General features: G+C 68.2%; 24 protein-coding genes. 13 read left to right on the plus strand and 11 right to left on the minus strand.

Annotated elements, in window-relative coordinates:
- Positions 1-17 precede the first annotated feature (17 nt).
- The 5 genes from BM436_RS04125 to BM436_RS04145 are packed head-to-tail and all read right to left on the minus strand — an operon-like array spanning position 18 to position 3,511.
- Positions 18-965 (minus strand): fumarylacetoacetate hydrolase family protein, encoded by a 948-nt coding sequence (locus tag BM436_RS04125; RefSeq protein ID WP_093553835.1) that lies wholly within the window; start codon positions 963-965, stop codon positions 18-20.
- Positions 966-974: 9 nt separating this feature from the next.
- Positions 975-1,352, minus strand: a complete 378-nt coding sequence (locus BM436_RS04130) for a YciI family protein (RefSeq protein ID WP_093553837.1) — start codon at positions 1,350-1,352, stop codon at positions 975-977.
- A 1-nt stretch (position 1,353) separates the two neighbouring features.
- Positions 1,354-2,280 carry a VOC family protein gene (locus tag BM436_RS04135; protein ID WP_093553839.1) on the minus strand — a complete coding sequence of 309 codons (927 nt, stop codon included), beginning with the start codon at positions 2,278-2,280 and terminating at the stop codon, positions 1,354-1,356.
- A 12-nt stretch (positions 2,281-2,292) separates the two neighbouring features.
- Positions 2,293-2,607, minus strand: a complete 315-nt coding sequence (locus tag BM436_RS04140; RefSeq protein WP_093553841.1) for an NIPSNAP family protein — start codon at positions 2,605-2,607, stop codon at positions 2,293-2,295.
- Between the two features lies 1 nt (position 2,608).
- Positions 2,609-3,511: an NAD(P)-dependent oxidoreductase gene (locus tag BM436_RS04145; RefSeq protein ID WP_229489043.1), complete on the minus strand. Its 903-nt coding sequence runs from the start codon at positions 3,509-3,511 to the stop codon at positions 2,609-2,611.
- 126 nt (positions 3,512-3,637) lie between these two features.
- Between BM436_RS04145 and BM436_RS04150 the strand changes: the two genes are divergently transcribed.
- Positions 3,638-4,546 carry a LysR family transcriptional regulator gene (locus BM436_RS04150; protein WP_093554358.1) on the plus strand — a complete coding sequence of 303 codons (909 nt, stop codon included), beginning with the start codon at positions 3,638-3,640 and terminating at the stop codon, positions 4,544-4,546.
- Positions 4,547-4,592: 46 nt separating this feature from the next.
- Here the strand turns inward: BM436_RS04150 and BM436_RS04155 are convergent, their stop codons facing one another.
- The 3 genes from BM436_RS04155 to BM436_RS04165 all read right to left on the minus strand — a co-directional run bounded on the left by BM436_RS04155 (position 4,593) and on the right by BM436_RS04165 (position 7,084).
- Positions 4,593-5,357: a hypothetical protein gene (locus BM436_RS04155; RefSeq protein ID WP_093553845.1), complete on the minus strand. Its 765-nt coding sequence runs from the start codon at positions 5,355-5,357 to the stop codon at positions 4,593-4,595.
- A 67-nt stretch (positions 5,358-5,424) separates the two neighbouring features.
- Complete coding sequence (locus BM436_RS04160; RefSeq protein ID WP_093553847.1) at positions 5,425-6,207, minus strand: DUF2491 family protein; 783 nt, start codon at positions 6,205-6,207, stop codon at positions 5,425-5,427.
- A gap of 1 nt (position 6,208) precedes the next feature.
- Entirely contained in the window at positions 6,209-7,084 is an 876-nt protein-coding gene (locus tag BM436_RS04165) for a hypothetical protein (protein ID WP_143132953.1), read from the minus strand.
- Between the two features lie 117 nt (positions 7,085-7,201).
- Here BM436_RS04165 and BM436_RS04170 point away from each other — a divergent pair, with 117 nt between their 5' ends.
- Entirely contained in the window at positions 7,202-7,666 is a 465-nt protein-coding gene (locus BM436_RS04170) for a phage regulatory CII family protein (RefSeq protein ID WP_229489045.1), read from the plus strand.
- A 184-nt stretch (positions 7,667-7,850) separates the two neighbouring features.
- Here the strand turns inward: BM436_RS04170 and BM436_RS04175 are convergent, their stop codons facing one another.
- A complete protein-coding gene (locus BM436_RS04175; RefSeq protein ID WP_177306947.1) occupies positions 7,851-9,959 on the minus strand; it encodes a DUF6600 domain-containing protein in 2,109 nt (702 codons plus the stop codon).
- 136 nt (positions 9,960-10,095) lie between these two features.
- Between BM436_RS04175 and blaOXA the strand changes: the two genes are divergently transcribed.
- Entirely contained in the window at positions 10,096-10,902 is an 807-nt protein-coding gene (gene blaOXA, locus BM436_RS04180) for a class D beta-lactamase (protein ID WP_093553853.1), read from the plus strand.
- Positions 10,903-10,911: 9 nt separating this feature from the next.
- On the opposite strand, the gene BM436_RS04185 is transcribed toward blaOXA, so the two are convergent.
- Positions 10,912-11,559, minus strand: coding sequence for a LysE family transporter (locus BM436_RS04185; protein ID WP_093553855.1), 648 nt, complete (start codon positions 11,557-11,559; stop codon positions 10,912-10,914).
- A 195-nt stretch (positions 11,560-11,754) separates the two neighbouring features.
- Between BM436_RS04185 and BM436_RS04190 the strand changes: the two genes are divergently transcribed.
- Positions 11,755-12,702 carry a DUF808 domain-containing protein gene (locus BM436_RS04190; RefSeq protein ID WP_093553857.1) on the plus strand — a complete coding sequence of 316 codons (948 nt, stop codon included), beginning with the start codon at positions 11,755-11,757 and terminating at the stop codon, positions 12,700-12,702.
- 13 nt (positions 12,703-12,715) lie between these two features.
- Complete coding sequence (yiaA, locus tag BM436_RS04195) at positions 12,716-13,138, plus strand: inner membrane protein YiaA (RefSeq protein WP_093553859.1); 423 nt, start codon at positions 12,716-12,718, stop codon at positions 13,136-13,138.
- On the opposite strand, the gene BM436_RS04200 is transcribed toward yiaA, so the two are convergent.
- Positions 13,139-13,468, minus strand: coding sequence for a TfoX/Sxy family protein (locus tag BM436_RS04200; RefSeq protein WP_093553861.1), 330 nt, complete (start codon positions 13,466-13,468; stop codon positions 13,139-13,141).
- A gap of 105 nt (positions 13,469-13,573) precedes the next feature.
- Between BM436_RS04200 and BM436_RS04205 the strand changes: the two genes are divergently transcribed.
- The 8 genes from BM436_RS04205 (at position 13,574) to ccoO (ending at position 24,732) form a co-directional block, all read left to right on the plus strand.
- A complete protein-coding gene (locus tag BM436_RS04205; RefSeq protein WP_093553863.1) occupies positions 13,574-15,661 on the plus strand; it encodes an EAL domain-containing protein in 2,088 nt (695 codons plus the stop codon).
- Between the two features lie 124 nt (positions 15,662-15,785).
- A complete protein-coding gene (locus BM436_RS04210; protein ID WP_093553865.1) occupies positions 15,786-17,441 on the plus strand; it encodes a methyl-accepting chemotaxis protein in 1,656 nt (551 codons plus the stop codon).
- 20 nt (positions 17,442-17,461) lie between these two features.
- Positions 17,462-18,898: an oxygen-independent coproporphyrinogen III oxidase gene (hemN, locus tag BM436_RS04215; RefSeq protein ID WP_093553867.1), complete on the plus strand. Its 1,437-nt coding sequence runs from the start codon at positions 17,462-17,464 to the stop codon at positions 18,896-18,898.
- Between the two features lie 41 nt (positions 18,899-18,939).
- Positions 18,940-19,764: a sulfite exporter TauE/SafE family protein gene (locus tag BM436_RS04220; protein ID WP_093553869.1), complete on the plus strand. Its 825-nt coding sequence runs from the start codon at positions 18,940-18,942 to the stop codon at positions 19,762-19,764.
- Complete coding sequence (locus BM436_RS04225; RefSeq protein WP_093553871.1) at positions 19,761-22,430, plus strand: heavy metal translocating P-type ATPase; 2,670 nt, start codon at positions 19,761-19,763, stop codon at positions 22,428-22,430. The genes BM436_RS04220 and BM436_RS04225 overlap by 4 nt, the downstream gene beginning before the upstream one ends.
- Before the next feature lie 2 nt (positions 22,431-22,432).
- Positions 22,433-22,591, plus strand: a complete 159-nt coding sequence (gene ccoS, locus BM436_RS04230) for a cbb3-type cytochrome oxidase assembly protein CcoS (RefSeq protein ID WP_093553873.1) — start codon at positions 22,433-22,435, stop codon at positions 22,589-22,591.
- Between the two features lie 86 nt (positions 22,592-22,677).
- On the plus strand, positions 22,678-24,102 hold the full coding sequence (gene ccoN, locus BM436_RS04235; RefSeq protein ID WP_093554360.1) for a cytochrome-c oxidase, cbb3-type subunit I: 1,425 nt from the start codon (positions 22,678-22,680) through the stop codon (positions 24,100-24,102).
- Between the two features lie 15 nt (positions 24,103-24,117).
- A complete protein-coding gene (gene ccoO / locus BM436_RS04240; RefSeq protein ID WP_093553875.1) occupies positions 24,118-24,732 on the plus strand; it encodes a cytochrome-c oxidase, cbb3-type subunit II in 615 nt (204 codons plus the stop codon).

A 24,732-nucleotide genomic window follows, 5' to 3' on the forward strand; every position in this document is an offset into this window, starting at 1 on the left:
TTTTTATCGTTGTTGAATCAGGCGACGGTGGTTTCCAGCTCGCCCAGTCCCGCGATCCATACCTTCATCACGTCGCCGCGCTTCAGGAAGATGCCGCTCTCCATGCCCACGCCCGCCGGGGTGCCGGTGAGGATAATGTCGCCCGGATACAGGTCGACCCGGTGGCTCAGGTAGGATATCTGGTCCGCCACGCCGTACAGGTGGTTGCGCGTATTGGAATCCTGCTTGATCTCGCCATTGAGCCACAACTTGATGTCGAGGTCTTCGGGGGATTCGACGAAGGCCGCCGGCGTCATGAAGGGGCCGATGGGGCAGGAACCGTTGAAGCTTTTATGTCCGATCCAGTCGAAGCGGAATGGCGAGCTGACGTCGACCTGCTCGCGCTTCAGGTTGTCGCGCGCCGACAAGTCGTTCGAGCAGGAGTAACCGGCGACGTAGCGCAAGGCGTCCGCCACGCCGACCTTGGAGGCGCGGCGGCCGATCACGACGGCCAGTTCCGCTTCCCAGTCCAGCATGCTGGTGTGGCCGGGGAAAGGCACGATCTCGCGGTGGCCCGCCAGGCTACCCTTGCCCGCTTTCAAGAAATGCCAGGGCGGAATGCCTTCGGCCTTCGGGTCCAGCACCAGTTTATGGTTGAGCGCGCGGCCCATGGCTTCCACATGGTCGCGATAATTGGCGCCGGCGCAATAGACCACGCCGGGTTGCGGCACCGGGGGCAGGAAATCGATGGCGCCCGCGTCCAGCAGGTAGCTGGCGTATTTGCCCGGAGCGGCGGCCAAAGCATCGGCGACAGCGAGCAGCCGGGCGTGGGCGGCGTCCCAATCCTCCAGCAACTCCATCACCGGTTTCCGGGCCAGCGGACCGCCCATGGCGACGCCCGCGAGATCGAACAGTTGCTGATTGACGGCGATACCCGCCCCTGCGGCCCCGTTCTTGTCCGCATACGTGAAAAGCTGATATTTCATTTTAGATTCCTATCTGAGTAGGTACGACTGGTCGGAGAACCGCAGCGTCACGGTGACGCCGCCCTCCATGAGGAGCCATTTCCGGATGGATGGCAGATACACCCCTTCCCTGATGAAGGGATCCCGTGCAAGGATTTGTTGCGCCTCCTCCATCGATGACGCGCGCACGATCGACATCCCGCCCAGCGCGCCCGGCGCGCCGCCCTCCTCCACGAACGGACCGGAGGCGAACAGTTCGCCGCGCTGCTCGGCGGCGATCGCCCACTGCAGGTGCGCCTCCAGCAACTCGCCAAAGCGCGACAGGTCGTTCGGCGTCCTGAGCGCGACGTACAAGGCCTTTTGCAGCATTTTCGCCAGCAGGCCGCGGGCGTTGTCGTTGATGTCCATGTCAGTCGGGAAGTTCGAAGTTCATCGGGAATTCCGGCGGCGGCGGCTCGCTGGCCCATACCGCGGTCAGCTCCTCCGGCGTGACGTTCAAGGGCACCCAGCCGCTGTCGTCCTCCGGAATGATGTCGATGTCCCAGAAGTACTCCGCCAGGCTGTTCCACGGATCGCGGATGTAATGGAAGTAGTTCGATCCGCCCACGTGGCGGCCGGGACCGAAGGCGCTCTTGTAGCCGGCGCGCGTCATGGTCTGCGCGCCGATCGCGATTTCGTCGAAATCGCCGACCTCGAAACTCAGGTGGTGCAAGCCCGTGTGCGTGCTTTTCGCGAACGCCAGCATATGATGGTCGCCGCCGCCCGTGCCGCGCAGGAAGGCCAGGATGTCCTGCGCGCGGTCGGACACCTTCATCCCCAGCACTTGCGTGTAGAAATCGGTGGAGCGGTCGACGTCGGGGCTGAACTTGATCAGGTGCCCCAGGCGGCGCGGCCGCGCCCGCTTTTGCATGGTCTCGACCCCGCACGCGCGCGTGCCGATGCGGCGATAGCGGCCGGGCGAATTGACTTCCGGCGGCGCCGCCATCAGCGATGGCGCCGCTTCCTCGACCTGCACGTTGACCCAGTCGCCGTGCGGGTCCTGGAACCAGATGCCGCCGAAGGGCACGCGGAACGGGGCGTCGGCGATGGCCACGCCGGCGCGCTCCAGATTGCCTTTCAAGGCTTGCATTCCCGCCGCGTTGGTGCCGAGCGAGATATAGCTCAGGCGCTTCTTCGGCCCTTCGATCAGGCGCACCTGGTCTTGCGCCCGATCCGGGCAGCGAAACACCAGGTCGTTCCCGGAGGCGTGCGCCTCCAGGCCGAACAGTTCGTAAAAAGCGCGTCCGATTTCGAGGTCGGGCACGGTCATGCCGACGTGTAGCAGCGAGCGGATCATGGCGGTGTCGTCCTATTTGAGGGGGGAGAACGGCGTCGGCGTGAGCAACTCGTTTTCCTGGTTGACGACCATGCCGCCCGCCTTGCCGAGATAGGCGCGCCATTCCGGTTTGGCCGACAAGGCCGCGCGGCGCCGCGCGCGGTCCTCGAAACTGTCGAAGCTCCACAGCTGCACGACACGGTTGAGTTCGCCCACTTCCGATACGAAATAGCCCAATAGCCGGCCCAGGGTTTCGCTCTGCAGCTTCAGCCCCTCGGCTTCGTAGATGTTCAGAAACTCGGGCATGGCGCCGGGCCGCAGCTGATAGGTGCGCTTCTCGATGATCACGTTACTCTCCTTGGTGTGTGTTCTGTTGCGACTCCGCCTCCAGCAGCTTGATGACGGCCGCGGCGTCCTCGTCGCGGATATCGCTGTCGATGGCGCGGTAAAAATACGATGCCGCCGCCGAAAACAGCGGCGAGGCGGCGCCCAGCTCGTCGGACATGTCGCGTCCCAGGTCCAGGTATTTCTTCAGGGTGACGAACGGGCCGATCGCCGGCGTGAAGGCGCGCTCCGCCATCATCGGCGCGCGTATCGTGAACATGGTCGAACTGCCGGCGCCGTGCTTGATCACTTCGGCAACCATCCGCGGGTCGAAACCGGCCATGGCGCCCAGGTTCATCGCCTCGGCGGCGGCCAGAATGTGGATGGAGAGCAGGTAGTTGGCGATCAGCTTCATGGCGACCGCCGAGCCGAATTCGCCGATGTGGAAATGGTTGGCGGTGATGGCGTCCAGCACCGGCTTGCACTCCTCGATGAGCGACGCGGAACCGCCCAGGTAGAGCGAGGCCTTGCGCTGCGCCACCATCGGCGGCGAACCGCTGACCTCGGACTCGAGCACGCGTCCGCCGCGTTCCTCGATGCGTTTGGCCTGTTCCAGCTTGAACGCCTTGCCGTAGGTACTGAGTTCGATGACGATCTGGCCGGGCTTGAGCGCCGCCAACACGCCGTCGGGGCCCTCGAGGACGTCCAGCTGCGCCTGTTCGCTGGGCAGGCACAGCAGCAGGATATCGGCTTGGCGGGCGACGGCGGCCGGGCTTGCGAGCGCGTGGCCGCCGCGCGCGGCGAACTCCTCCCGGCCGGTGCGGCGGAAACCGGCCACCTGGTAGCCGGCCTGGATCAAATTGGTGGCGATCGGCAGTCCCAGCTGGCCGATGCCGATCATGCCGACGATCTGTGAGGGTGCGTCCACGTCTGTCTCCCCGTTAATGTTTTGAAGTATTCTAGCGACGCGGCTTTCGTTAACCTATATCGATTCAGTGAATCAGCAGTATTAACGGCATTTATAGTTTCATAGGCATCAACACATCGGAGAATGATGAAAGACCTCAACTTGCTATTTGTCTTCGAGGCATTGTGGCGCGACCGGTCGGTGACGGGGGCGGCGGAGAACCTGGGGCTGACGCAGGCGGCGGTCAGCAGCGCGCTGAAGCGGATGCGCCTGGAGCGCGGGGACAAGATGTTCACGCTGGTGGGCCGGCGCATGGAACCGACGCCCTACGCCACCGCCATCGCCCAGCAACTGCTGGACGCCCTGGCGATGATACGCAACACCTCCGCGGAAGAGGCGAAATTCGACCCGGCCACGTCGCGCCGCCTGTTTACCGTGCGCACGCGCGATATCGGCGAAGTGGTGGACCTCCCTCCGCTGATGCGAAAGCTGGAGACGGAAGCGCCCCACATCAAGCTGCGGACCGTGTTCAAACCGATCGATGAAACGCTGAGTGGATTGGCGAGCGGCAGGATCGATTTCGCGATGGGCTTCCTGCCCGCGCTCGAAACCGGCATTCACCGCCGCCAGCTGTTCAAGCAGCACTACGTCTGCGTCATGCGCAAGGGGCATCCGCTGGAGGACCGGGAATTGACCGTTGAACGCCTGCGCGAGCAGCAGCATTTGCTGGTGGAGTATTCCGGCAGCGGCCACCAGGTCCTGGAGAAGGCATTGATCGACGCCGGCGCGCGGCATCAGATCAAGGTGCGCCTGCCGCAATACCTGTCCGCGCCGCATTTCATCATCGGTTCGGACCTGTTATGGTTCGCGCCCGCCATCCTGGTCAAGACGCTGACGCCGCATTTTGACCTGGTCACGAAACCGGTGCCCCTGGAACTGCCGGAATTCGATATCGGCCTGTACTGGCACGATCGGTATCACCGCGATCCGGGAAACAAGTGGCTGCGGGACTTTATCGTCGCGCAGACGGCCGAGATGCTGGCGGAAGGGGATTGAACAATGATCACGGCGGGCCGGCGGGCGCCGGCCCGCTGCGCGCCGCTTAGGCGGCGGTCTTGCCGGACAGGCGCTTGAGGCGGTCCAGCGCCGATTCGCCGGCGGTGCCCGGGTTGGCGGCGGACCTGCGGATGGCGTCCAGCTCAGCGGCCTGGTCCAGCGGACGCTGGCCGATGTCGGCGACGATCTTCATGCCGGCCGCCTCGTTGCTGACGTTCTGCGCGCGGCGCGTCAGCGCGTTCAGCGCGCTGGAGTTGCCCTGCAGGCCGCGCAGGCCGTTCAGCTGCTCCTGGCGCTCGGCGCGCACGTGCTGCAGGTCGCGCTGGGCGTTGGCGGTGGCCAGGGCCTGCATCGCCTTCTTGGCGGCGGCGTCGAAGTCGGCCAGCTGCTTGGACAGCGCGTCGACGATCTTCTGCAGCTCGGACATGTACTCCTCCGCGTCCGCCGCCTCCTGCTCCTCGGTCGGCAGGCGCGCCTTGTTGGCCTCCAGTTCGTCGCAGAACAGGTTGATGGTGGACTCCGAGATCTTGCCGGCGGCCAGTCGGTCGCCCAGCGTCTCGGCGGCGCGCTCGTCGCTGGCGATCAGTTCGCGCAGCTTGACGACGTCCTGGCGCTCCTTTTCAAAGGAGGAGCGGGCGGCGGCGAGCTTCTGGGCCGTGCCGCGCAGCGTGTCGGCCAGGCGGTCGCGGTCGGCCTCGGTCGCCGTCTCGGGATCGAAATTGGCGATCGCTTCGGACACGCGGTCGCCCAGGGCGCCGAAGTGTTTGGAAATCAGGCGCGCGGTCAAGCCCCAGCCATTCGAATTGCTCATAATGTCCTTCCTTTCGTTGAGATAGAACTGCTCTGCACTGCTCGTTTGTACCTACTGCCTGCGGACGTCACTGGATGACGATCCGTTCCTGCTCCACCGGTATGCCGATGACGAAATCGACATGGATGCCGCGTTTGTTCGCGTCGCCGTTCACGCTGCGGAGGATCTCCGTCGTGATCAGCAGGAATTCCGGCCCCGCGCCCGGCAGCTCGCGCACATAGGGCATGAAATACAGGTCCTGCTTCATGCCCTGCACGCCGGCCGCGTCGTCGATGCGGGTTTCGCTGCCCGTGTAGGGCTGGACGAACTCGGCGTCCGCGTTGCCCGCGTCGCGCCGGTAGTCGACGCCCTCCTCCTGGCCGAACACCAGGTCCAGGTCGGCCTCGTCCAGGCCGTAGTCGCCCAGTTGGGCGCGCCACAGGGTGTAGCTGCGGTCGCCCAGGCCGTAGCCCAGTTCACCCGTGTAGGCCTGCTGGTCCTCCACCGTTTCCGGGATCACCCGCGCCAGCTGGGTGCAATACATGACCTCGGCCACCTCGCCCTGCGCGTTCACGTACACCTGCAGGAACTTCTCGTCGGCCTGGTCGTCGCCGGTGTCCAGGTAGTAGCGGTAGACGCTGCCGGACAGGTTCAGCTTGAGCCGCGAAATCGCCAGGATGCGGGTGTCGGCGCCGGTCGGCGGCTGGATCAGCGAGCCGGCCGTGCTGGCGCGCAGCAGCGAACCCTGCTGCATGGTGACCACGCTGCCGATACGGGCGCCCAGCGGCAGTTGCTGGTCCGCCGGCGCCTCCGTCATGCCGCGCTTGCCGGCCGCGCCCTTCACGTACTCGAATGCATCCTTCCAACCCATGTCAATCTCCCAGAGAGTAATTGGCACCGCGCTTGGCCACCTTGCGGCGGGTGAGCAGGCGGTACAGTCCAAAACCGATCAGCGCCAGCATCGCCCAGCCGAACCAGCCGATGCCGGACGACTCCTTGCGGGCGGCCGGCGCCTCCACGGGCGCGGGCTGGCGCTGGTCCTGCGCGGCCGGCGTGGCCGCCATGCCCGTGGTGGCGGCGTCGGCCGCCGGGTCGACCGGGCCGATGGCGCCGATGTCGGCCGGCACATTGCCCGGCAGCGGCGCCTGCTGTTGCTGCTGCTGGCCGCCGTGGCCGGCGTTGGCCTGGCCGGACAGCACGCTGCCCAGCACCGCGCCGGCGGCGGCCGCGCCCGCCGTGCCCCAGCCGCTCGGCCGGTTCTCGTAACGACGGTTGTCGTAGCGGCCGTTGTCGTAGCCCGGGTTGTTGTAGCCCGGGTTGTTATAGCCAGGATTATTGTTGCCGTAGCCGGACTGCGGCGGCGGCGCCTGGCGCGGCATCACCGGGTCCAGCGGCGGCAGCGGCTGCGCGTTGCCGGCGCGGCGGCTGTCCATCGAGCGCACCGCGTTGTCCCGCGCGGCGCTTTCCGACATGTCGCGCGACATGGCCGAACGGTTGCTCCCGGAGGACGGCGGCGGCGCGGCGTCCTGCGCGCGGCGCGAGCCGAAACTGCCGAACGACGGGTTGCCGCCGCGCGAAGGCTGGCTGGCGCTGGAATTGTTACTTCTTGCCGTATTGCTCTTTTGCGAAGAGAATCCGCTCTTGTACGAGCCGGAACTCTGGGTCGGCCTCGCTTCGGCGAGCACCGGGCCCACCGCCAGCGACAGCGACAACGCCAATACGACTGCAGTGCGGAGAGGCTTCATCATTTCCCCTGGGTTGGTATAAGTTGATATAAGTTGAATAAATAACAGCATAATATCCGTCACGGATCAATGCATCGGTAATAAAAGGCCAGCTTTACCATGACACGTAAATACTCTGACATGAATCAACACGACGCCCTCTACACGGTGGCGCGGAATTACCCTGGCGGCATCGAGGCATTGTCGCAGTGCATGGGAATCTCGGTGAACGTATTGCGTAACAAATTGTCACCCACCATCGCCTCGCATTACCCTTCGTTCGAGGAGGTGTCCACCATCATCGAACTTTGCCAGAAAGCGGGCGTGCAGGACGCCGTGTTGCCCTTGCACGCACTGCTCAACCGGCACGGCATGGCGGCGTTCGTCGTGCCGGTGCCGGAAATCGTGGCCAAGGACGACTTGTCGCAGACCGTATGCCGCGTGATGAGCCAGATCGGCGACGTCGCCGAGGCGGTGTCGCAATCCTTGTTGGACGGCAAGATCACGGCCAGCGAGGCCGACCTGATCGAGCGCGAGTTCCACGACGCCCTGTCCGCGCTGGGCGAGTGGCGCGAACGCATACGCGGCCTGGCGCCGGGCAAATAAAAAAAAGCCAGCCGTTTCCGGCTGGCTTGAACACTTTTTCATTGGGAGGAAGAAAGTGGTGGGAAAATCACAGCAGGCTTCACTGTAGGGAAGTGAATGCCCGGCGGTCATCGGTTTACGACGAACTGCACGATTCCGGGCCTGAACTACCAAAATCCGGGCCTGGCCCGCGATCCCTCCCCGCCTATTCCTGATTCTTGCGGCCCCGGTTCTCCCTTTGCTCCTGGCGCTGATTGCGCGCTTCCGGCGTGTTGGCCTGCCCGCCCGGCGTGACCAGGGGACGCTCGGGCGGCGCCTGGCGAGCCTGTGGTTGCGGCTGGGCTTGCGGCTGCGGCTGGGCTTGCTGCATTTGCGGCTGTGGACGGGGTTCCGGACGGGGTTCCGGACGCGGCTGTTGGAAGGCGGGCTGCTGCCGTTCCTGGCGCGGCTCGCGTTCCTGGCGCTGGTCCGAACGCTCCTGGCGCTGCTCCGGATGCGCGGCCGGGGCCTGCTGCATCACCGGCTGCGGCTGCGGCTGGTGTTGCGGCTGAGGCTGCGGCTGAGGCTGCGGCTGGGCCTGCTGCTGGCGGAACACCTGCTGCGCGCCCTGCTGCACTGCTTGTCCCTGCGGCGCCGGCATCGGCGCCGTCTGGCGCTGCTGGTTCCAGCGCTCGCGCGCTTCCCGGTCGTTGCGCTCGTTGCGGTCGCGCTCGGCGCGTTCGCGTTCGTTGCGGTCGCGGCGCTCGCGGTCCCGTTCGGCGTCGTCGTTGCGGCGCTCGGCGCGGCCGAAGCGCTCGTCCTGCACCGCCACGCCCGGCTGCGGCACGGGCTGCCCGGGCTGCGCGGCGGTTTGCGGCGCCGGCGCGCGCTGCTGGCCGGCCGGCTGCTGGCCAAGCTGCTGCACCGGCTGCTGACCCGGCTGCGACACACGGCCCGGCTGTTGCGGATTCACCAGCACGGAACCGCGCGGCGCCTCGTCGCGGCGGCGCTCGCGCCAGTCGTCGCGGTTACGCCCGGTCTCGATCACGCGGCCCGGACGCACGCCGGTCGGCAATTGCGCGGTCGGCAGGGGCGCCGTGGTCAGCGGCACATTGCGCACCTCGCCCGGCGCCATCGTCACGCGCGGCGCGCCGCGGCCCACATTGACGGTGCGGCGCGCGTCGAACTGCTCGCGCGGCAGCACGGTCACGCCGTCGCGGCGGCCGTCGTTGCGGCCGTCGCGGTCGCGCCATTTGACGTTGCCGCGGTGCTGCCACTCCAGCCGGCGGGCATGGTCCGGCGACACGCGGTAGTTCGGCACGAAGCGGTCGCGCGGCGTCAGCGGATACCAGCCCAGGCCGGGACCGGCGTGGCGGTTCGAGAACGTCACGCTCCAGCCGCCGCCGCCCACCCAGCCCACCAGCGCCGGCGCCCACACCGGACGCCCGTCGAAGCGCCCCGGCGCCCAGTACCAGCGCTGATTGACCGTCACCCAGCGGCCGTAGTGCGACGGCGCGTAGCCCCAGGGCGCGTCGTCGACCCAGGTCCAGCCCCAGGGATCCACCCAGGTCCAGCGGCCGTCGCGGTAGGGCGCCCAGCCGGCCGGCACCACGCGCGGCGACCACAGCGGGCCGTACTCGGGGTCGTCGCGCCAACTGCCGTAATGGTCCAGTTCCTCGTAGCCGGTGACGTCGGCGGTCAGGTAGCGCAGCGACTGCGAGTTCTCGTCGCGCTTGTCGCGCGCCTGCGCCCAGTCGTCGAAGGCGGTGCGCTGGGCCAGGCCGGTGCTGATGTCGTCGCCGCGCACCTCCATGCGCTTGCCGGCGCGCAGCGCCAGCGTGGTGCCCGCGCCATCGACGCGCGCCGCGCCGGACAGCACGGTGACGACGGTGGTGTCCGGCTGGCGCTCGGCGTCGATGCGCACCCAGCCGGGGTCGGTCATCGTCACGCGCGCCTGGGCCGTGAGCAGTTCGAAGCCCTCCAGCTGGTCGGCCTGGCGCAGGCGCACGCTGGCGGTGCCGTAATCCAGGCGCAGGCGCAGGCTGTTGTCGTCCAGCTCCATGACCTCGATGCTGGAATCGCCGTCCAGCCGCACGGCCGCCGAGCCGACGCGGAATTCCATGCGCGCGCCGCGGGCGGCGGTGATGCGGCTGTCCGACACCACCGGCCAGTTCAGCAGGCTGCCGCCCGCCTCCTCGCCGTCGGACTGCACGGTCACCTCCCCTTCGGCGCTGGAGATGCGGCCCACGCGGGCCGGCAGGTCCTGCGCCAGCGCGAGCGAACTGACGGCAACCAGCGCGGCCAGGATGATTAAATGCTTGAGTTTGCGGTGCATGACGGACTCCGGGGTTTGATCTGCCTATTAAACGCCTCAACTCCGTTACGGACGACGGCGGTTACACATTTTTTCACATTGTAGGAAATTGCGGCGTATAAAATAGCCAGCCACGTAATCTTGCAAGGAAATCAATATGAAAAAATACGCCGTCGCGCTGCTGCTTTCCGCCTGCGCGCTGGCCCGCGCCGCCGACTGGAAGGACGACGCCGGGCTGGACCAGTTGTTCAAAAAGGAAGGCGTCACCGGCACCTTCGTGCTGCACGATGTGGCGGCCGACCGCTACATCGTCCACAACCGCAAACGCGCGGACGTGGGCTACTACCCCGCGTCGACCTACAAGATCCCGAACAGCCTGATCGGCTTAAGCGAGGGCGTGGTGGCCAATGTGGACGAGGTGCTGCCCTATGGCGGCAAGCCGACCCGGCGGCCCGAATGGGCCAGGGACATGTCGCTGCGCGACGCGATCAAGGTGTCCAACGTGCCGGTCTACCAGGGGCTGGCGCGCAAGATCGGCATGCGGCGCATGCGCGAGGACCTGCGCAAACTCGACTACGGCAACATGCAAACCGGCGAGGTGGTCGACACCTTCTGGCTAGAGGGGCCGCTGAAGATCAGCGCGGTGCAGCAGACCCGCTTCCTGGACAAGCTGGCGCAGGACCGGCTGCCGTTCCCGAAGCCGGCGATGGCCGGCGTGCGCGAGATCATGCGGCAGGACGCCGACGCCGACGCCAAGGCGGAGTTGTACGCCAAGACCGGCTGGACCGGCACCGCGGACAAGGACGTGGACATCGGCTGGTGGGTGGGCTTCGTCAGGAAGGACGGCAAGCTGTACACCTTCGCCCTCAACCTCGACATCCGGAACGACGAGGACGGCGCCAAGGCGGCAGCCAAGCGCGTCCCGCTGGGCAAGGCCAGCCTGAAGGCGCTCGGGCTGCTGTGAAGCCCGGACTCAGGCCTGGCTGCCGCCGCGCTTGACGAAGAACAGCGCGGCGCCGACCGCCATCAGCAGGCCGCCGAACACGCGGTTCTGCGCCCTCAGCGCCTTGGCGTCGCGGAAGAAGCGCTGCATGGAGGAGGCCAGGAAGGCGTAGCTGTGCATGACCACCAGGTCGATGGCGCACATGGTGGCCGCCAGGATCAGCAGTTGCGGCAGCAGTGGATGGTCCTTGGCGATGAACTGGGGCAGCACCGCCACCATGAAGATGATGCCCTTGGGATTGGTGGCGTTGGTGAGGAAGCCGGTCAGCACGCGCTTGCCGAACGACGGCGCCGCGGTGCGCGCCGGCGCGTTGTCCTGGCCCGCCACCGGCCCCACCCTGGCGCGCCACTGGCTCAGGCCCAGCCAGATCAGGTACAGCGCGCCGACGACCTTCACCACGTTGAACGCCACCTCGGACGCCAGCAGCAGCGAGCCCACGCCGGCGCCGGCGATCGCCAGCACCAGCAGCAAGCCGGCCTGCAGGCCGAGGATGGTGCCGCTGGCCTTGCGCACGCCGTACGACAGTCCGTGCGACATCGACAGCACCGCGCCCGAGCCGGGCGAGACGGCGATGATGCAGGCGGCGATAACGAAGGTGATCCAGGTGGCGAAGGTCATGGCGCGGCTCCTTACGGTAGAGCCGGCCATTCTATCGCGCCCGGCGCGGCCGCGCTGGCCGCGCCGCTTGCGTCGTCGTAGGCGAGCTGTTGCATATGCGGTAAGATTGCCGCTGGACCCACTACGCCCACACCGCCATGACCCCTATCCCCGCCTTCCCCCAGCCCTCCCCGTCCACCCTGGAGGGCAACTGACATGGCCGGCACCAGCCTGTTGGCGCTGATCGACGACATCAGCACCATCCTCGACGACGTCGCCGCGATGAGCAAGGTGGCGGCCAAGAAGACCGCCGGCGTGCTCGGCGACGACCTGGCCCTGAACGCCCAGCAGGTGGCCGGCGTGAACGCCGACCGCGAACTGCCGGTGGTGTGGGCGGTGGCGGTCGGCTCCATGAAGAACAAGGCCATCCTGGTACCGGCCGCGCTGGCCATCAGCGCGTTCGCGCCCTGGGCCATCACGCCGCTGCTGATGCTGGGCGGCGCCTACCTGTGCTTCGAGGGCTTCGAGAAGATCGCCCACAAGTTCCTGCACAGCGAGGCCGAGGACGCGGCGCACCACGCCGAACTGGCGGCCGCGGTCGCCAACCCGGCGGTGGACATGGTGGCGCTGGAGAAGGACAAGATCAAGGGCGCCATCCGCACCGACTTCATCCTCTCGGCCGAGATCATCGTGATCGCGCTGGGCACCGTGTCGGGCGCGCCGTTCGGCCAGCAGGTGGCGGTACTGGTCAGCATCGCGGCGGCGATGACGGTGGGCGTGTACGGCATCGTGGCCGGCATCGTCAAGATGGACGACGCCGGCCTGTACCTGAGCCAGCGCCCGGACGCCAGCGGGCCAGTCAAGGCCTTCGGCCGCTTCCTGCTGGCCGCCGCGCCCAAGCTGATGAAATTCCTGTCCATCGCCGGCACGCTGGCCATGTTCATGGTGGGCGGCGGCATCCTGACGCACGGCATCCCCGCCGCGCACGACATCATCCACCACGCGGCCGAGGCCGTCGGCGGGGTGGGCGGCGTCGGCCCGCTGCTGCACGCCATCACCCCGTCGGCGCTGGACGCGGTGGCCGGCGTGATCGCCGGCGCCATCGTGCTGGCGGTGGTGACGGTGGCCGGCAAGGTGCTGGGCGCGTTCAAGCGCAAGGCTTAACCAAGGAGGCAATATGAACAAACCGCAAACCCAGCGCCCGACCGGCGCCTTCATCGGCGCCTCCTGGGCCGCCCTGCTGGTGGGCGCCGTCACCTACCTGAGCGGACTGTGGAACGCCGCCATGCCGCTCAACGAGAAGGGTTATTACTTCACCATCCTGGCCTACGGCCTGTTCGCCGCCGTGTCGCTGCAAAAATCGGTGCGCGACCGGATGGAGGGCATACCGGTGACCAATCTGTACTTCTCGCTGTGCTGGGTGTCGCTGCTGCTGTCGCTGGGGCTGCTCACGGTGGGCTTGTGGAACGCCACCATCGCGTCCAGCGAGAAGGGCTTCTACGCCATGTCCTTCGTGCTGAGCCTGTTCGCGGCGGTGGCGGTGCAAAAGAACGTGCGCGACAGCGCGGGCGCCGCCCCCGCCCCGGGCGACGCCGGCTGATCACTTCCTCTTTTTCCTGGCCGCCGGCGGCGGGAGTTCAGCCGCCGTGCGCCGCGCCAGTTCCGCCAGCCATTCCCGGTCGTCCCAGTGGTCGCCCGCCACCACATACCAGGGCTTGGCCTGCGGATATGGCGGCGCCTCCATCGGTTCCCCCAGCCAGGCCTTGGCGGCGGCGGTCGGCTTGATGAACAGCCGGTCGTCGCAGACCAGCGCGAACATTTTCCCGTCGCAGTAAATCGCGTACTCGCCAAACATCTTGCGCGCGGACACCACGCCCGCCGCCGCGAACTGGTCCACCAGAAAATCCACCGTGCCTTGTTGCGATGCCATGCCGTCCCTCCCGTGTTCGCCACGATGCTAACACCGCCGCGCCGGCGGGGGAACTTTTGCTTCCGCCCGCTGTCACATGGGGACGCTAGTTACCGGGAGTGCGAAATGAGAGACCTCCAACGCCGCCTGAACATGGCCATGAGCGCCGCCCGCATGGCCATCTGGGATTCGCTCGTCGTCAACGGCAGGGTGGACGAGGGCACCGTGCACTGGTCGGCCGACGGCGCCGCGCTGCTGGGCCTGCCCCGGCGCGACTTGACGCAGCCGTTCAAGACCTTCATCGGCCACGTGCACCCCGACGACCGCGACGCGCTGCTGACCAGGCTGCAGGAGGCCGCCGAACGCTGCGCCAGCTACGAGGTCGATTACCGGGTCTGCCTGCCGGACGGCTCCACGCGCTGGCTGGCGGCCCACGCGCAATGCTTCTGCAGCGAGCAGGGCGTGGCCGAACGCACGCTGGGCATCATCTGGGACACCACCGAGCGCAAGCACCAGGAATTGCGGCTGGCCGAGCAGAAGGAGCTGGCCGAGGTGACGCTGGCCTCGATCGGCGACGGCGTGATGACCACCGACGCGCGGGGCCGCACGCGCTACCTGAACCGCGTGGCCGAGCAGCTGACCGGCTGGAGCGCGGAGCTGGCGCACGACCAGCCCATCGAACAGACGCTGCGGCTGGAGCACGAACAGGGCGGGGCGCCCGCCGAGCACGTGGCGTTGCGCTGCCTGCGGCTGAAGCAGTCGATCGGCCTGTCCGACAGCAGCCAGCTGGTGACGCGGGACGGGCGGCGCATCGCCGTGGAGGACTCGGCCGCGCCGATCTGGTCCAGCGGCGGCGACGTGCTGGGCGCGGTGGTGGTGTTTCGCGACGTCAGCCACGAGCGCAAGCTGAGCCAGCAGCTGACCTGGTACGCCAGCCACGACACGCTGACCGGGCTGATCAACCGGCGCGAGTTCGAGCAGCAGATCGCCAACGCGCTGCACAGCTCCAAGCACGAGGGCCACGTGCACGCGCTGCTGTACATCGACCTGGACCAGTTCAAGGTCGTCAACGACACCTGCGGCCACAGCGCCGGCGACGTGCTGCTGCAGATGCTGGCCAAGATGCTGCAGACCCAGATGCGCGACAGCGACATCCTGGCGCGCCTGGGCGGCGACGAGCTGGGCGTGCTGCTGCCGCACTGCCCGCCGGACCAGGCGCTGCTGATCGCCGACCAACTGCGCCAGTCCATCAAGCAGTTCCGCTTCGCGTGGGACAGCCGCAGCTTCGAGATCGGCGCCAGCATCGGCGTGGCCGAGGTCAACCACGACAGCAAATCGGTGACGGAGTTGATGATGGCGGCCGACCAGGCCTGCTACCTGGCCAAGGAGCAGGGCCGCAACCGCGTGCACTTCTACCAGGAGTCCGACCTCAAGCTGGCGCAGCGGCAGGGCGAGATGCAATGGGTGGCGCGCCTGAACGAGGCCTTCGAGCGCGACTTCTTCCGCCTGTTCGCGCTGCCCATCGTCAACCTGGAGGAACCGGCGCAGGCACACGACGAGGTGCTGATCCGCATCGAGAACGCGAAGGGCGACCTGATCCTGCCGGGCGCCTTCATCCCCGCCGCCGAGCGCTACGACCTGATGGTGGCGATCGACCGCTGGGTGATCCGCGCCGTGTGCGACCACGTGCGCCGGGCGCGCGAACACAACCACCCGCACGGCGCCGCGCCGGCGCAGTACTCGATCAACCTGTCCGGCACCTCGCTCAACGACGAGGGGCTGCACGACTACATCCTGGCGCAGTTCAGCGAGCATGGCGTGAGTCCGGCCAGCATCTGCTTCGAAATCACGGAGACGGCGGCCATCGCCAACCTGCCGAAGGCGCAGGCCTTCATGACGCGCCTGAAGGCGCTGGGCTGCAGCTTCTCGCTGGACGACTTCGGCAGCGGCCTGTCGTCGTTCGCCTACCTGAAGGCGCTGCCGGTGGACTTCCTGAAGATCGACGGCATGTTCATCCGCGACATCAAGAGCAACGCCATCAACTGCGCGCTGGTGAAGGCGATCAACGAGGTCGGCCACGTGATGGGCATGCGCACCGTGGCCGAGTACGTGGAGGACGACGAGACGCTGACCCTGGTGCGCAACCTGGGCGTCGATTACGCCCAGGGCCTGGCGGTGGGCGGCCTGCGGCGGCTGAGCGCGGAGCTCGAATAGGACGCCGCCACCGCCACGGGCCAATCCGGGCGTTTTTGATCCACATCAATAAAATTGCGGGGCGCACTCCTTACACTGGACCCAGTTTTGCGATACAGCAATAACCGTCCAGCAGGAGAGCGCCATGCGCAGCAATCTACCCGTCACCAACCGCGAAATCGAACTCGCCGACGACCAGGCCATCGTTTCCAAGACTGACCTGAAAGGCAACATTGTCTATGTGAACCCCTATTTCACGCAGGTGAGCGGGTTCAGCGAGGCCGAACTGCTGGGATCGCCCCAGAACATCGTGCGCCACCCGGACATGCCGCCGCAGGCCTTCGCCGACCTGTGGCGGTCGATCCAGGCCGGCACCCCGTGGACCGGGCTGGTGAAGAACCGCTGCAAGAACGGCGACCACTACTGGGTGCGGGCCAACGTCACGCCCATCCGCGAGAACGGCCGCACGCTGGGCTACATGTCGGTGCGCACCAAGGCCGCGCGCGCCCAGGTGGAGGCGGCCGGCGAGGCCTACCGCAGGATAGCCGAGGGCGACACCAGGCTGCGCATCAAGAACGGCCAGATCATCCACACCGGGCCGGCCCACCTGCTGGCGCGGCTGTCGCACATGTCGCTGGCCACGCGCATCTGGGCCGCCACCAGCGGCGTCAACGTGCTGCTGATGGCGGTGTGCGCCGCCGGCCTGTTCGGCGACGGCGCGTCCGCGCTGACGCGCGACACCATCGTCGCCGCCACCCTGGTCGGCCTGCTGGTCAACGTGTTCCTGTGGCACACGCTGCGCACCGGCATGCTGCGGCCGCTGGCCCGGGCGCTGGACGGCGCGCGCGCCATCGCCGCCGGCGACCTGTCCAGCTCCTTCGACACGCAGGCCACCGACGAGGTGGGCCAGCTGCTGCGCGCGCTGCAGCAGATGAACAGCAACCTGATCGCCACCATCCGCGACGTGCGGGTCAACGTCGAGACCATGGCGGTGGCCACGCGCCAGATCGCCACCGGCAACGCCGACCTGTCCGGCCGCACCGAGTCGCAGGCGGCCAGCCTGGAGCAGACCGCCTCCAGCATCGACCAGTTTTCGGCCACCGTGAAGCAGAACGCGGACAACTCGGTGCAGGCCAACCAGCTGGCGCTGGCCGCGTCCGGCGTGGCCGAGGAGGGCGGCGCCATCGTCGCCGAGGTGATCGCCACCATGGACGACATCAACACCTCGTCGCGGAAGATCGTCGACATCATCGGCCTGATCGAGGGCATCGCCTTCCAGACCAACATCCTGGCCCTGAACGCCGCCGTGGAGGCGGCGCGCGCCGGCGAGCAGGGCCGCGGCTTCGCGGTGGTCGCGGGCGAGGTGCGCAGCCTGGCGCAGCGCTCGTCGGTGGCGGCCAAGGACATCAAGCAGCTGATCGACGCCTCGGTCGGCAAGGTCAGCGCCGGCATGGAGCGCGCCAACCGCGCCGGCGCCACCATGGAGCAGGTGGTCGGCTCGGTGCGGCAGGTGACGGCCATCATGCGCGAGATCTCGACCGCCTCGCGCGAGCAGAGCATCGGCGTGGACCAGGTCAACCAGGCCATCGCCCATATGGACCAGGTGACCCAGCAGAACGCCGCGCTGGTGGAGGAGGCCGCGGCGGCGGCGTCCAGCCTGGCGGACGAGGCGGGCCAGCTGCGGCAGGCGGTCAGCCTGTTCAAATTCGGCAAGGCCGCCCTGCCGCCGGCGCGCGCCGAGGCGCGCCCCGTCCGTCCCGTCAGCCCCTCCGCGCCGGCCGCGAAGCGCCTGGCCGCCTGACCCCATCCCGAAGACCCATCATGTCCCCACTCGTCCCCACCATCGCGCCGGCGGTCCAGTTCGACGCCGCCATCATCCGCAAGCTGAGCAACTCCGGCCCGCGCTACACCTCCTATCCCACCGCCGACCGCTACACGCCGGACTTCGGCCACGGCAGCTACCTGGAGGCGCAGGCGGCGCTGCGCATGCGCGGCGGCGGACGCGGGCCGCTGTCGCTGTACGTGCACATCCCGTTCTGCGACACCGTCTGCTATTACTGCGGCTGCAACAAGATCGTCACCCGGGACCACGGCAAGGCCGCCGTCTACCTGGACTACCTGAAGCAGGAGATCGGCATGCAGGGGCGGCTGTTCTCCGGCATGAACGAGGCCGCGCAGCTGCATTTCGGCGGCGGCACGCCGACCTACCTGAGCGACCGCCAGCTGCAGGACCTGATGGCGCACCTGCGCGCCAACTTCGCCTTCGCGCCGGACGGGGAGGGCGAGTACTCGATCGAGATCGACCCGCGCACCGTGTCGCCGGAGCGCGTGCACGCGCTGCGCATGCTGGGCTTCAACCGGATCAGCCTGGGCGTGCAGGATTTCGATCCCGAGGTGCAGAAGGCCGTGAACCGCATCCAGCCCGAGGAGGAAACGCTGGCCGTGATGGCGGCCGCGCGCGAGGCCGGCTTCCGCTCGGTCAGCATCGACCTGATCTACGGCCTGCCGCGGCAGACCATGGAGTCCATGGAGCGGACCCTGGCCAAGGTGATCGCGGCCGACCCGGACCGCATCGCGCTGTACAACTACGCCCACCTGCCGCACCTGTTCAAGCCGCAGCGCCGCATCGCCGAGGAGGACCTGCCGCCGGCGAACGTGAAGCTGGACATGCTGGCGCTGTGCATCGACCGCCTCACGGCCGCCGGCTACGCCTACATCGGCATGGACCATTTCGCCAAGCCGGGCGACGACCTGGCGGTGGCGCAGCGCCAGGGCCGGCTGCACCGCAACTTCCAGGGCTATTCCACGCACGCCGAGGCGGACCTGGTGGCGGTGGGCGTCTCGGCCATCAGCGCGGTGGGCAACACCTACAGCCAGAACGAGAAGACGCTGGAGGGCTATTACGAGCGGCTCGAGCAGGGCCGCCTGCCGGTGGCGCGCGGCATCAAGCTCGGCACGGACGACTTGCTGCGGCGCTACATCATCCAGATGCTGATGTGCAACTTCGAACTGTCCATACCCGCCATCGAGCAGGCCTATCCGATCCGCTTCCGCGACCATTTCGCGCTGGAGCTGGCGCAACTGGAGGAACTGGCGCGCGAGGGCCTGATCGTCATCGACGACGGCTGGCTGTCCGTGACACCGCGGGGACGGCTGCTGATACGCAATATTTGCATGGTTTTCGACCGTTATCTGCGCCAGCCGCCGGCCGCCGGAAGCGCCACGGCCCAGCCTCTGCGTTATTCAAAAACGATATAAACCGTATATTTCATATAAACTAAATAAACCGTATAAATAATATGAGCACGGGTGTGAATCTGCTGGCGGTATTTTCGGTCGGGCTGGCCGGCAGCGTGCATTGCGCCGGCATGTGCGGCGGCATCGTGGGCGCCCTTTCGGCGCCAATCGGCAAGGCCCGCGCGCACAACGCCGGGCCGCGCGTCATTCCCATCGCCACGGCCGCCGCCGCCTTGCCGTGGGCGGCGGATTCCGTCCCGCTACGCGTGGCCGCCTACAACACGGGCCGCATCGCCAGCTACATGGCCGCCGGCGCCATCGCCGGCGGACTGGCCGGCGGGGCCGCCAGCCTGGTGCGCATCGCCGCGTGGCAGTCGGTCGCGTACTGGCTGGCCAATTTGATGCTGGTGGCGCTGGGCCTGTACCTGATGGACGCCTGGCGCGGGCTGGGCCATCTGGAGGCGGCCGGTGGCGCACTGTGGCGCCGCCTGCTGCCGCTGCTGCGCCCCCTGATGCCGATGGACACGCCGTGGAAGGCGCTCGCCGTCGGCGGCCTGTGGGGATGGCTGCCCTGCGGCATGGTGTACAGCGTGCTGCTGACGGCCATGCTGAGCGGGTCCGCGCCCGCCGGCGCGGCGGTCATGCTGGCGTTCGGACTGGGCACGCTGCCCATGCTGGTGGCGCTGGGGCTGCTGGGAGGGGGGGTGCGCAGGCATCTGCAGCGGCGCGCGGTGCGCACCGCCTGCGGGTCGGTGGTGCTGGCCTTCGGCCTGATCGGGCTGTTGCGCGCGAGCGGGGGCGCCGCGCCATTGCTGGCGTCTGTCGGCCTGCTCGGCGGCGCGGCGTCGGGATGGCTGGACGTGCTCTGCGTCGGGGCGCGGCCATGAACGCGGCCGGAAAGGCGGCTCCCGCCAGCGATTCGTTCGCATCCGCATTGGCCGGCTCCGCCACGGCGGAAAGCGAGCGGACACGCGGCGCGACCCAGCGCCAGGTCCGCGCTGTTCGCGGGCCTGGTGCGTTGGCCACCGCCGCCGAACTGGCACCTGGCCCGCGTGCCGCGAACCAGGCGCTCGCCGAGTCGGCGACGTATCACGCGGTGAAGGGCTGCTTTCATTGCGGGCTGCCGGTGGCGCGCGACGCGCGCTGGAAGGTCGCCATCGGCGGCGCCGAGCGCGCGATGTGCTGCCCCGGCTGCGCGGCCGTGGCCGAGGCGATCGTCGGCGCCGGCCAGGACGACTATTACCTCAACCGCGACGGCTACGCGGCCACCGCCACGGACGCGCAACTGGTGCCGCCCGAGCTGGCGCTGTACGACAACGCCGACGCCCGCTTCGCCTGCAACGACACCGACCGCGAGGCGATCCTGCTGGTGGAGGGCATACGCTGCGCCGCCTGCGTGTGGCTGATCGAGCGCCGGCTGCTGCGCCTGCCCGGCGTCCTGCAGGCCAGCATGAACGTCGCCACGGAACGGCTGCGCGTGCGCTGGCGCGAGGACGCCTGCCATCCGGCTGCCATCCTGGCCGCGCTGCGCGGCATCGGCTACACGGCCTGGCCCTATGACGCCGCGCGCCACAGCAGGCAGCTGCAACAAGCCGGCCGCACGCTGGGCCGCCAGCTCTTCGTGGCCGGGCTGTCGATGATGCAAGTGATGATGTACGTGGCCCCCGCCTACCTGGCCGACGACGGCACGCTGGACGCCAACATGGAGGCGCTGATGCGCTGGGCCAGCCTGCTGCTGACGCTGCCCGCCGTCTGCTATTCGGCGCAACCGTTCTTCCGCGGCGCGTGGGCCAGCCTGCGCGCCCGCGCGCCGGGCATGGACGTGCCGGTGGCGCTGGGCATCGGCGCCGCCTTCATCGCCAGCTGCGCGGCCACCTGGACCGCAAGCGGCGAGGTGTATTTCGACTCGGTGACCATGTTCATCTTCCTGCTGCTGTGCAGCCGCTATCTGGAGCTGGCGGCGCGCCGCAAGGCGGCCACCGCGCTGGAGCGCATGCGGCACGGCCTGCCCGCGTCGGCCGCCAGGATGCGGGGCTGGCCGGCGGACCGCGCCTGCGACACCGTGCCGGCGGCCGCGCTGCGCCCCGGCGACCTCATACTCGTGAAACCCGGCGAGGCCATCGCCGCGGACGGCACCATCGTCGAAGGGGAAACCTCGGTCGACCTGTCGCTGCTGACCGGGGAAAGCGCGCCGCAGCGCCGGGCCGAGGGCGACAGCGTGCCCGGCGGCGCGATCAACGCCAGCGCCGCGGTGGTGCTGCGCGTGGCCAGCGCCGCCGGCGACAGCACGCTGGCCGGTCTGCTGAAACTGATCGAGCGCGCGGGCCGGGAAAAGCCGCGCATCGCGCAATGGGCGGACCGCGTGGCCTCCGTGTTCGTGGCCGCGCTGCTGCTGTTCGCGCTCGCCGCCTTCGCCTGGTGGCACTGGCACGACGCCGCGCGCGCCTGGCCGGTGGCGATCGCCGTGCTGGTGGTGTCCTGCCCGTGCGCACTGTCGCTGGCCACGCCTTCCGCGTTGGCGGCGGCCACCGACGGCCTGCTGGGCAGGGGTGTCATGATCGTGCGTCCCCACGTGCTGGAGACGCTGCACCGCGCCACGCACGTGGTGTTCGACAAGACCGGCACGCTCACCGAGGGCAAGCCCGCCGTGCAGGCCATCGACACGCTGGGCGCGGTGGCATCCGGCGCGGCGCTGCGGATCGCTGCGGCGCTGGAGGCGGGCAGCGCGCATCCGATCGGGCGCGCCATCACCGAGGCCGCGTCGCTTGCCGGTGGATTCAGCCGCTGGCAAGCGGAGCAGGTGCGGGAGCTGCCGGGGCAGGGCTTGGAAGGAGTGGTGTTCGGGCGCCGCTACCGGCTGGGCAGCGCGGCGTTCGTGGCGGGGATTGCGGGGGCGCCCGCGGCGGAGCCGCATGACTTGGATCCCCGCCTGCGCGGGGATGACGGCGGGGCGCGCGCGGGCATCGGCGGAACGCCGGTCTATCTGGGCGGCGACGCCGGCTGGATCGCGCGCTTCATGCTGAGCGACGCGGTGCGCGCCGACGCCCTGGCCACCGTCGACTGGTTCCGCGCCCACGGCAAGCAGGTGCTGCTGCTGAGCGGCGACGAGCAGGCGCTGACACTGCGGGTCGCGCGCGGCCTGGGCATAGCCCACGCCATGGGCGGCCAACTGCCCGAACACAAGCTGGCACACGTGCGGCGGTTGCAGCGCGAGGGCGCCATCGTCGCCATGGTGGGCGACGGCATCAACGACGCCGCCGTCCTCGGCGGCGCCGACGTCTCCTTCGCCATGGGCGGCGGCGCCGCCATCGCGCAGGCGCACGCCGACGCGGTGCTGCTGAACGGCCGCCTTGGCGCCGTGGCCGACACCGCGCGCGCCGCGGCCCGCACCATGCGCGTGATCCGCCAGAACCTGGCCTGGGCCACGCTGTACAACGCCGTCGCGATTCCCGCCGCCGCCCTCGGCTATCTGAACCCGTGGCTGTCCGGCGCCGGCATGGCGCTCAGTTCCGCCGTGGTGGTGCTGAACGCCTTGCGCCTGCGGGGAGCCTGACCATGGAAGCCTTGTATCTGCTGGTGCCCTTGAGCGTGGCGACGGTGTTCGGCGCGCTGTGGGTCTACTTCCGCGCCAGCGACGACGGCCAGTTCGACGACCTGGTCGGCCCCGCCCTGCGCGTGCTGCAGGACGACGACACCACGCACAACCCATCCTGAGAATTTTGATCCACATCAAGGTTTTTTGGCTCCCCGGCACGTAACCTTTGATCAATATCATCAAAGCGTTCTCGGGAGAACATCAAGTGGAACAAGCACAATACAACTACAGGATCGTGAAGCAGTTCGCGGTCGCCACGGTGGTGTGGGGCATCGTCGGCATGCTGGTGGGGGTGGTCATCGCCGCCCAGCTGGCCTGGCCGGCGCTGAACCTGGACGTGCCCTGGCTGACCTACGGCCGCCTGCGCCCCCTGCACACCAACGCCGTGATCTTCGCCTTCGGCATTTGCGGCCTGTTCGCCACCTCTTACTACGTGGTGCAGCGCACCTGCCAGGTGCGGCTGTTCTCCGACAAGCTGGCCGCCTTCACCTTCTGGGGCTGGCAGGCGGTGCTGGTGGGCGCCGTGGTCACGCTGCCCATGGGTCTCACGCGCGGCAAGGAATACGCGGAGCTGGAATGGCCGCTCACCATCCTGATCGCCGTGGTGTGGATCGCCTACGCCATCGTCTTCTTCGGCACCATCGTCAAGCGCAAGGTGGAGCACATCTACGTCGCCAACTGGTTCTTCGGCGGCTACATCATCGCCGTCACCCTGCTGCACGTGGTGAACGGCATGAGCATGCCGGCCACCCTGTGGAAATCCTATTCCGCCTACACCGGCGTGCAGGACGCGATGATCCAATGGTGGTACGGCCACAACGCGGTGGGCTTCATCCTCACCGCCGGCTACCTGGGCATGGTGTACTACTTCATCCCGAAACAGGCCGAGCGCCCGGTGTACTCCTACCGCCTGTCCATCGTGCACTTCTGGGCGCTGATCTTCACCTACATGTGGGCCGGCCCGCACCACCTGCACTACACCGCGCTCCCGGACTGGACGCAATCGATCGGCATGGTGTTCTCGCTGATCCTGCTGGCGCCGTCCTGGGGCGGCATGATCAACGGGATGATGACCCTGTCCGGCGCCTGGCACAAGCTGCGCACCGACCCCATCCTCAAGTTCCTGATCGTCTCGCTGTCCTTCTACGGCATGGCCACCTTCGAGGGCCCGATGATGTCGATCAAGACCGTCAACGCGCTGTCGCACTACACCGACTGGGGCATCGCCCACGTGCACGGCGGCGCCCTGGGCTGGGTGGGCTTCATCACCATGGGCTCGATCTACTACCTGCTGCCGCGCCTGGCGGGGCAGAAGGCCATGTGGAGCACGAGGCTGATCGACCTGCATTTCTGGGTCGCCACCATCGGCATCGTGCTGTACATCGCGGCGATGTGGATCGCCGGCGTGATGCAGGGCCTGATGTGGCGCGCCGTGAATCCCGACGGCACGCTGACCTACACCTTCGTCGAGAGCGTGAAGGCCACCTACCCCTACTACGTGGTGCGCTTCGGCGGCGGCCTGCTGTACCTCTCGGGCATGTGCCTGATGGGCTACAACACCTGGATGACGCTGCGCGGCCGCCGCGCAGCCACGGCCCGCATCCCCGCACTGCATCCCGCCCACGCCTGACACGGAGAAAAGGACATGAAGTTTTCGCATGAATGGATAGAGAAAAACCCCTGGCTGCTGATCGCGCTGGTCACGCTGGTGGTGTCGGTGGGCGGCGCGGTGGAAATCGTTCCACTGTTCTTCCAGAAGTCCACCACCGAGCCGGTGGCGGGCCTGAAACCCTACTCGCCGCTGCGCCTGGCGGGCCGCGACGTGTACGTGCGCGAGGGCTGCTACAACTGCCACTCGCAGATGGTGCGGCCGTTCCGCGCCGAGACGGAGCGCTACGGCCACTATTCCGTGGCGGGAGAGTTCGTGTACGACCGGCCGTTCCAGTGGGGCTCCAAGCGCACCGGCCCGGACCTGGCCCGCGTGGGCGGCCGCTACAGCGACGAGTGGCACCGCACCCACCTGGTCAACCCGCGCGACCTGGTGCCGGAATCGAACATGCCCAACTACCCGTGGCTGGCGCGCACCGCGCTCAAGCCGGCCGACATCGTGCCCCGGCTGCGCGCGCTGCAACGCCTGGGCGACCCATACTCGGACGCCGACATCGCCGCCGCGCCGGCCCAGCTGGACGGCAAGACCGAGGAAGACGCCCTGATCGCCTATCTGCAAGGCCTGGGCACCCAGATCAAGAACAGGAACTGA

The organism is Pseudoduganella namucuonensis (genome assembly GCF_900116645.1).
In the GTDB taxonomy this organism is placed as follows: Bacteria; Pseudomonadota; Gammaproteobacteria; order Burkholderiales; family Burkholderiaceae_D; genus Rugamonas; species Rugamonas namucuonensis.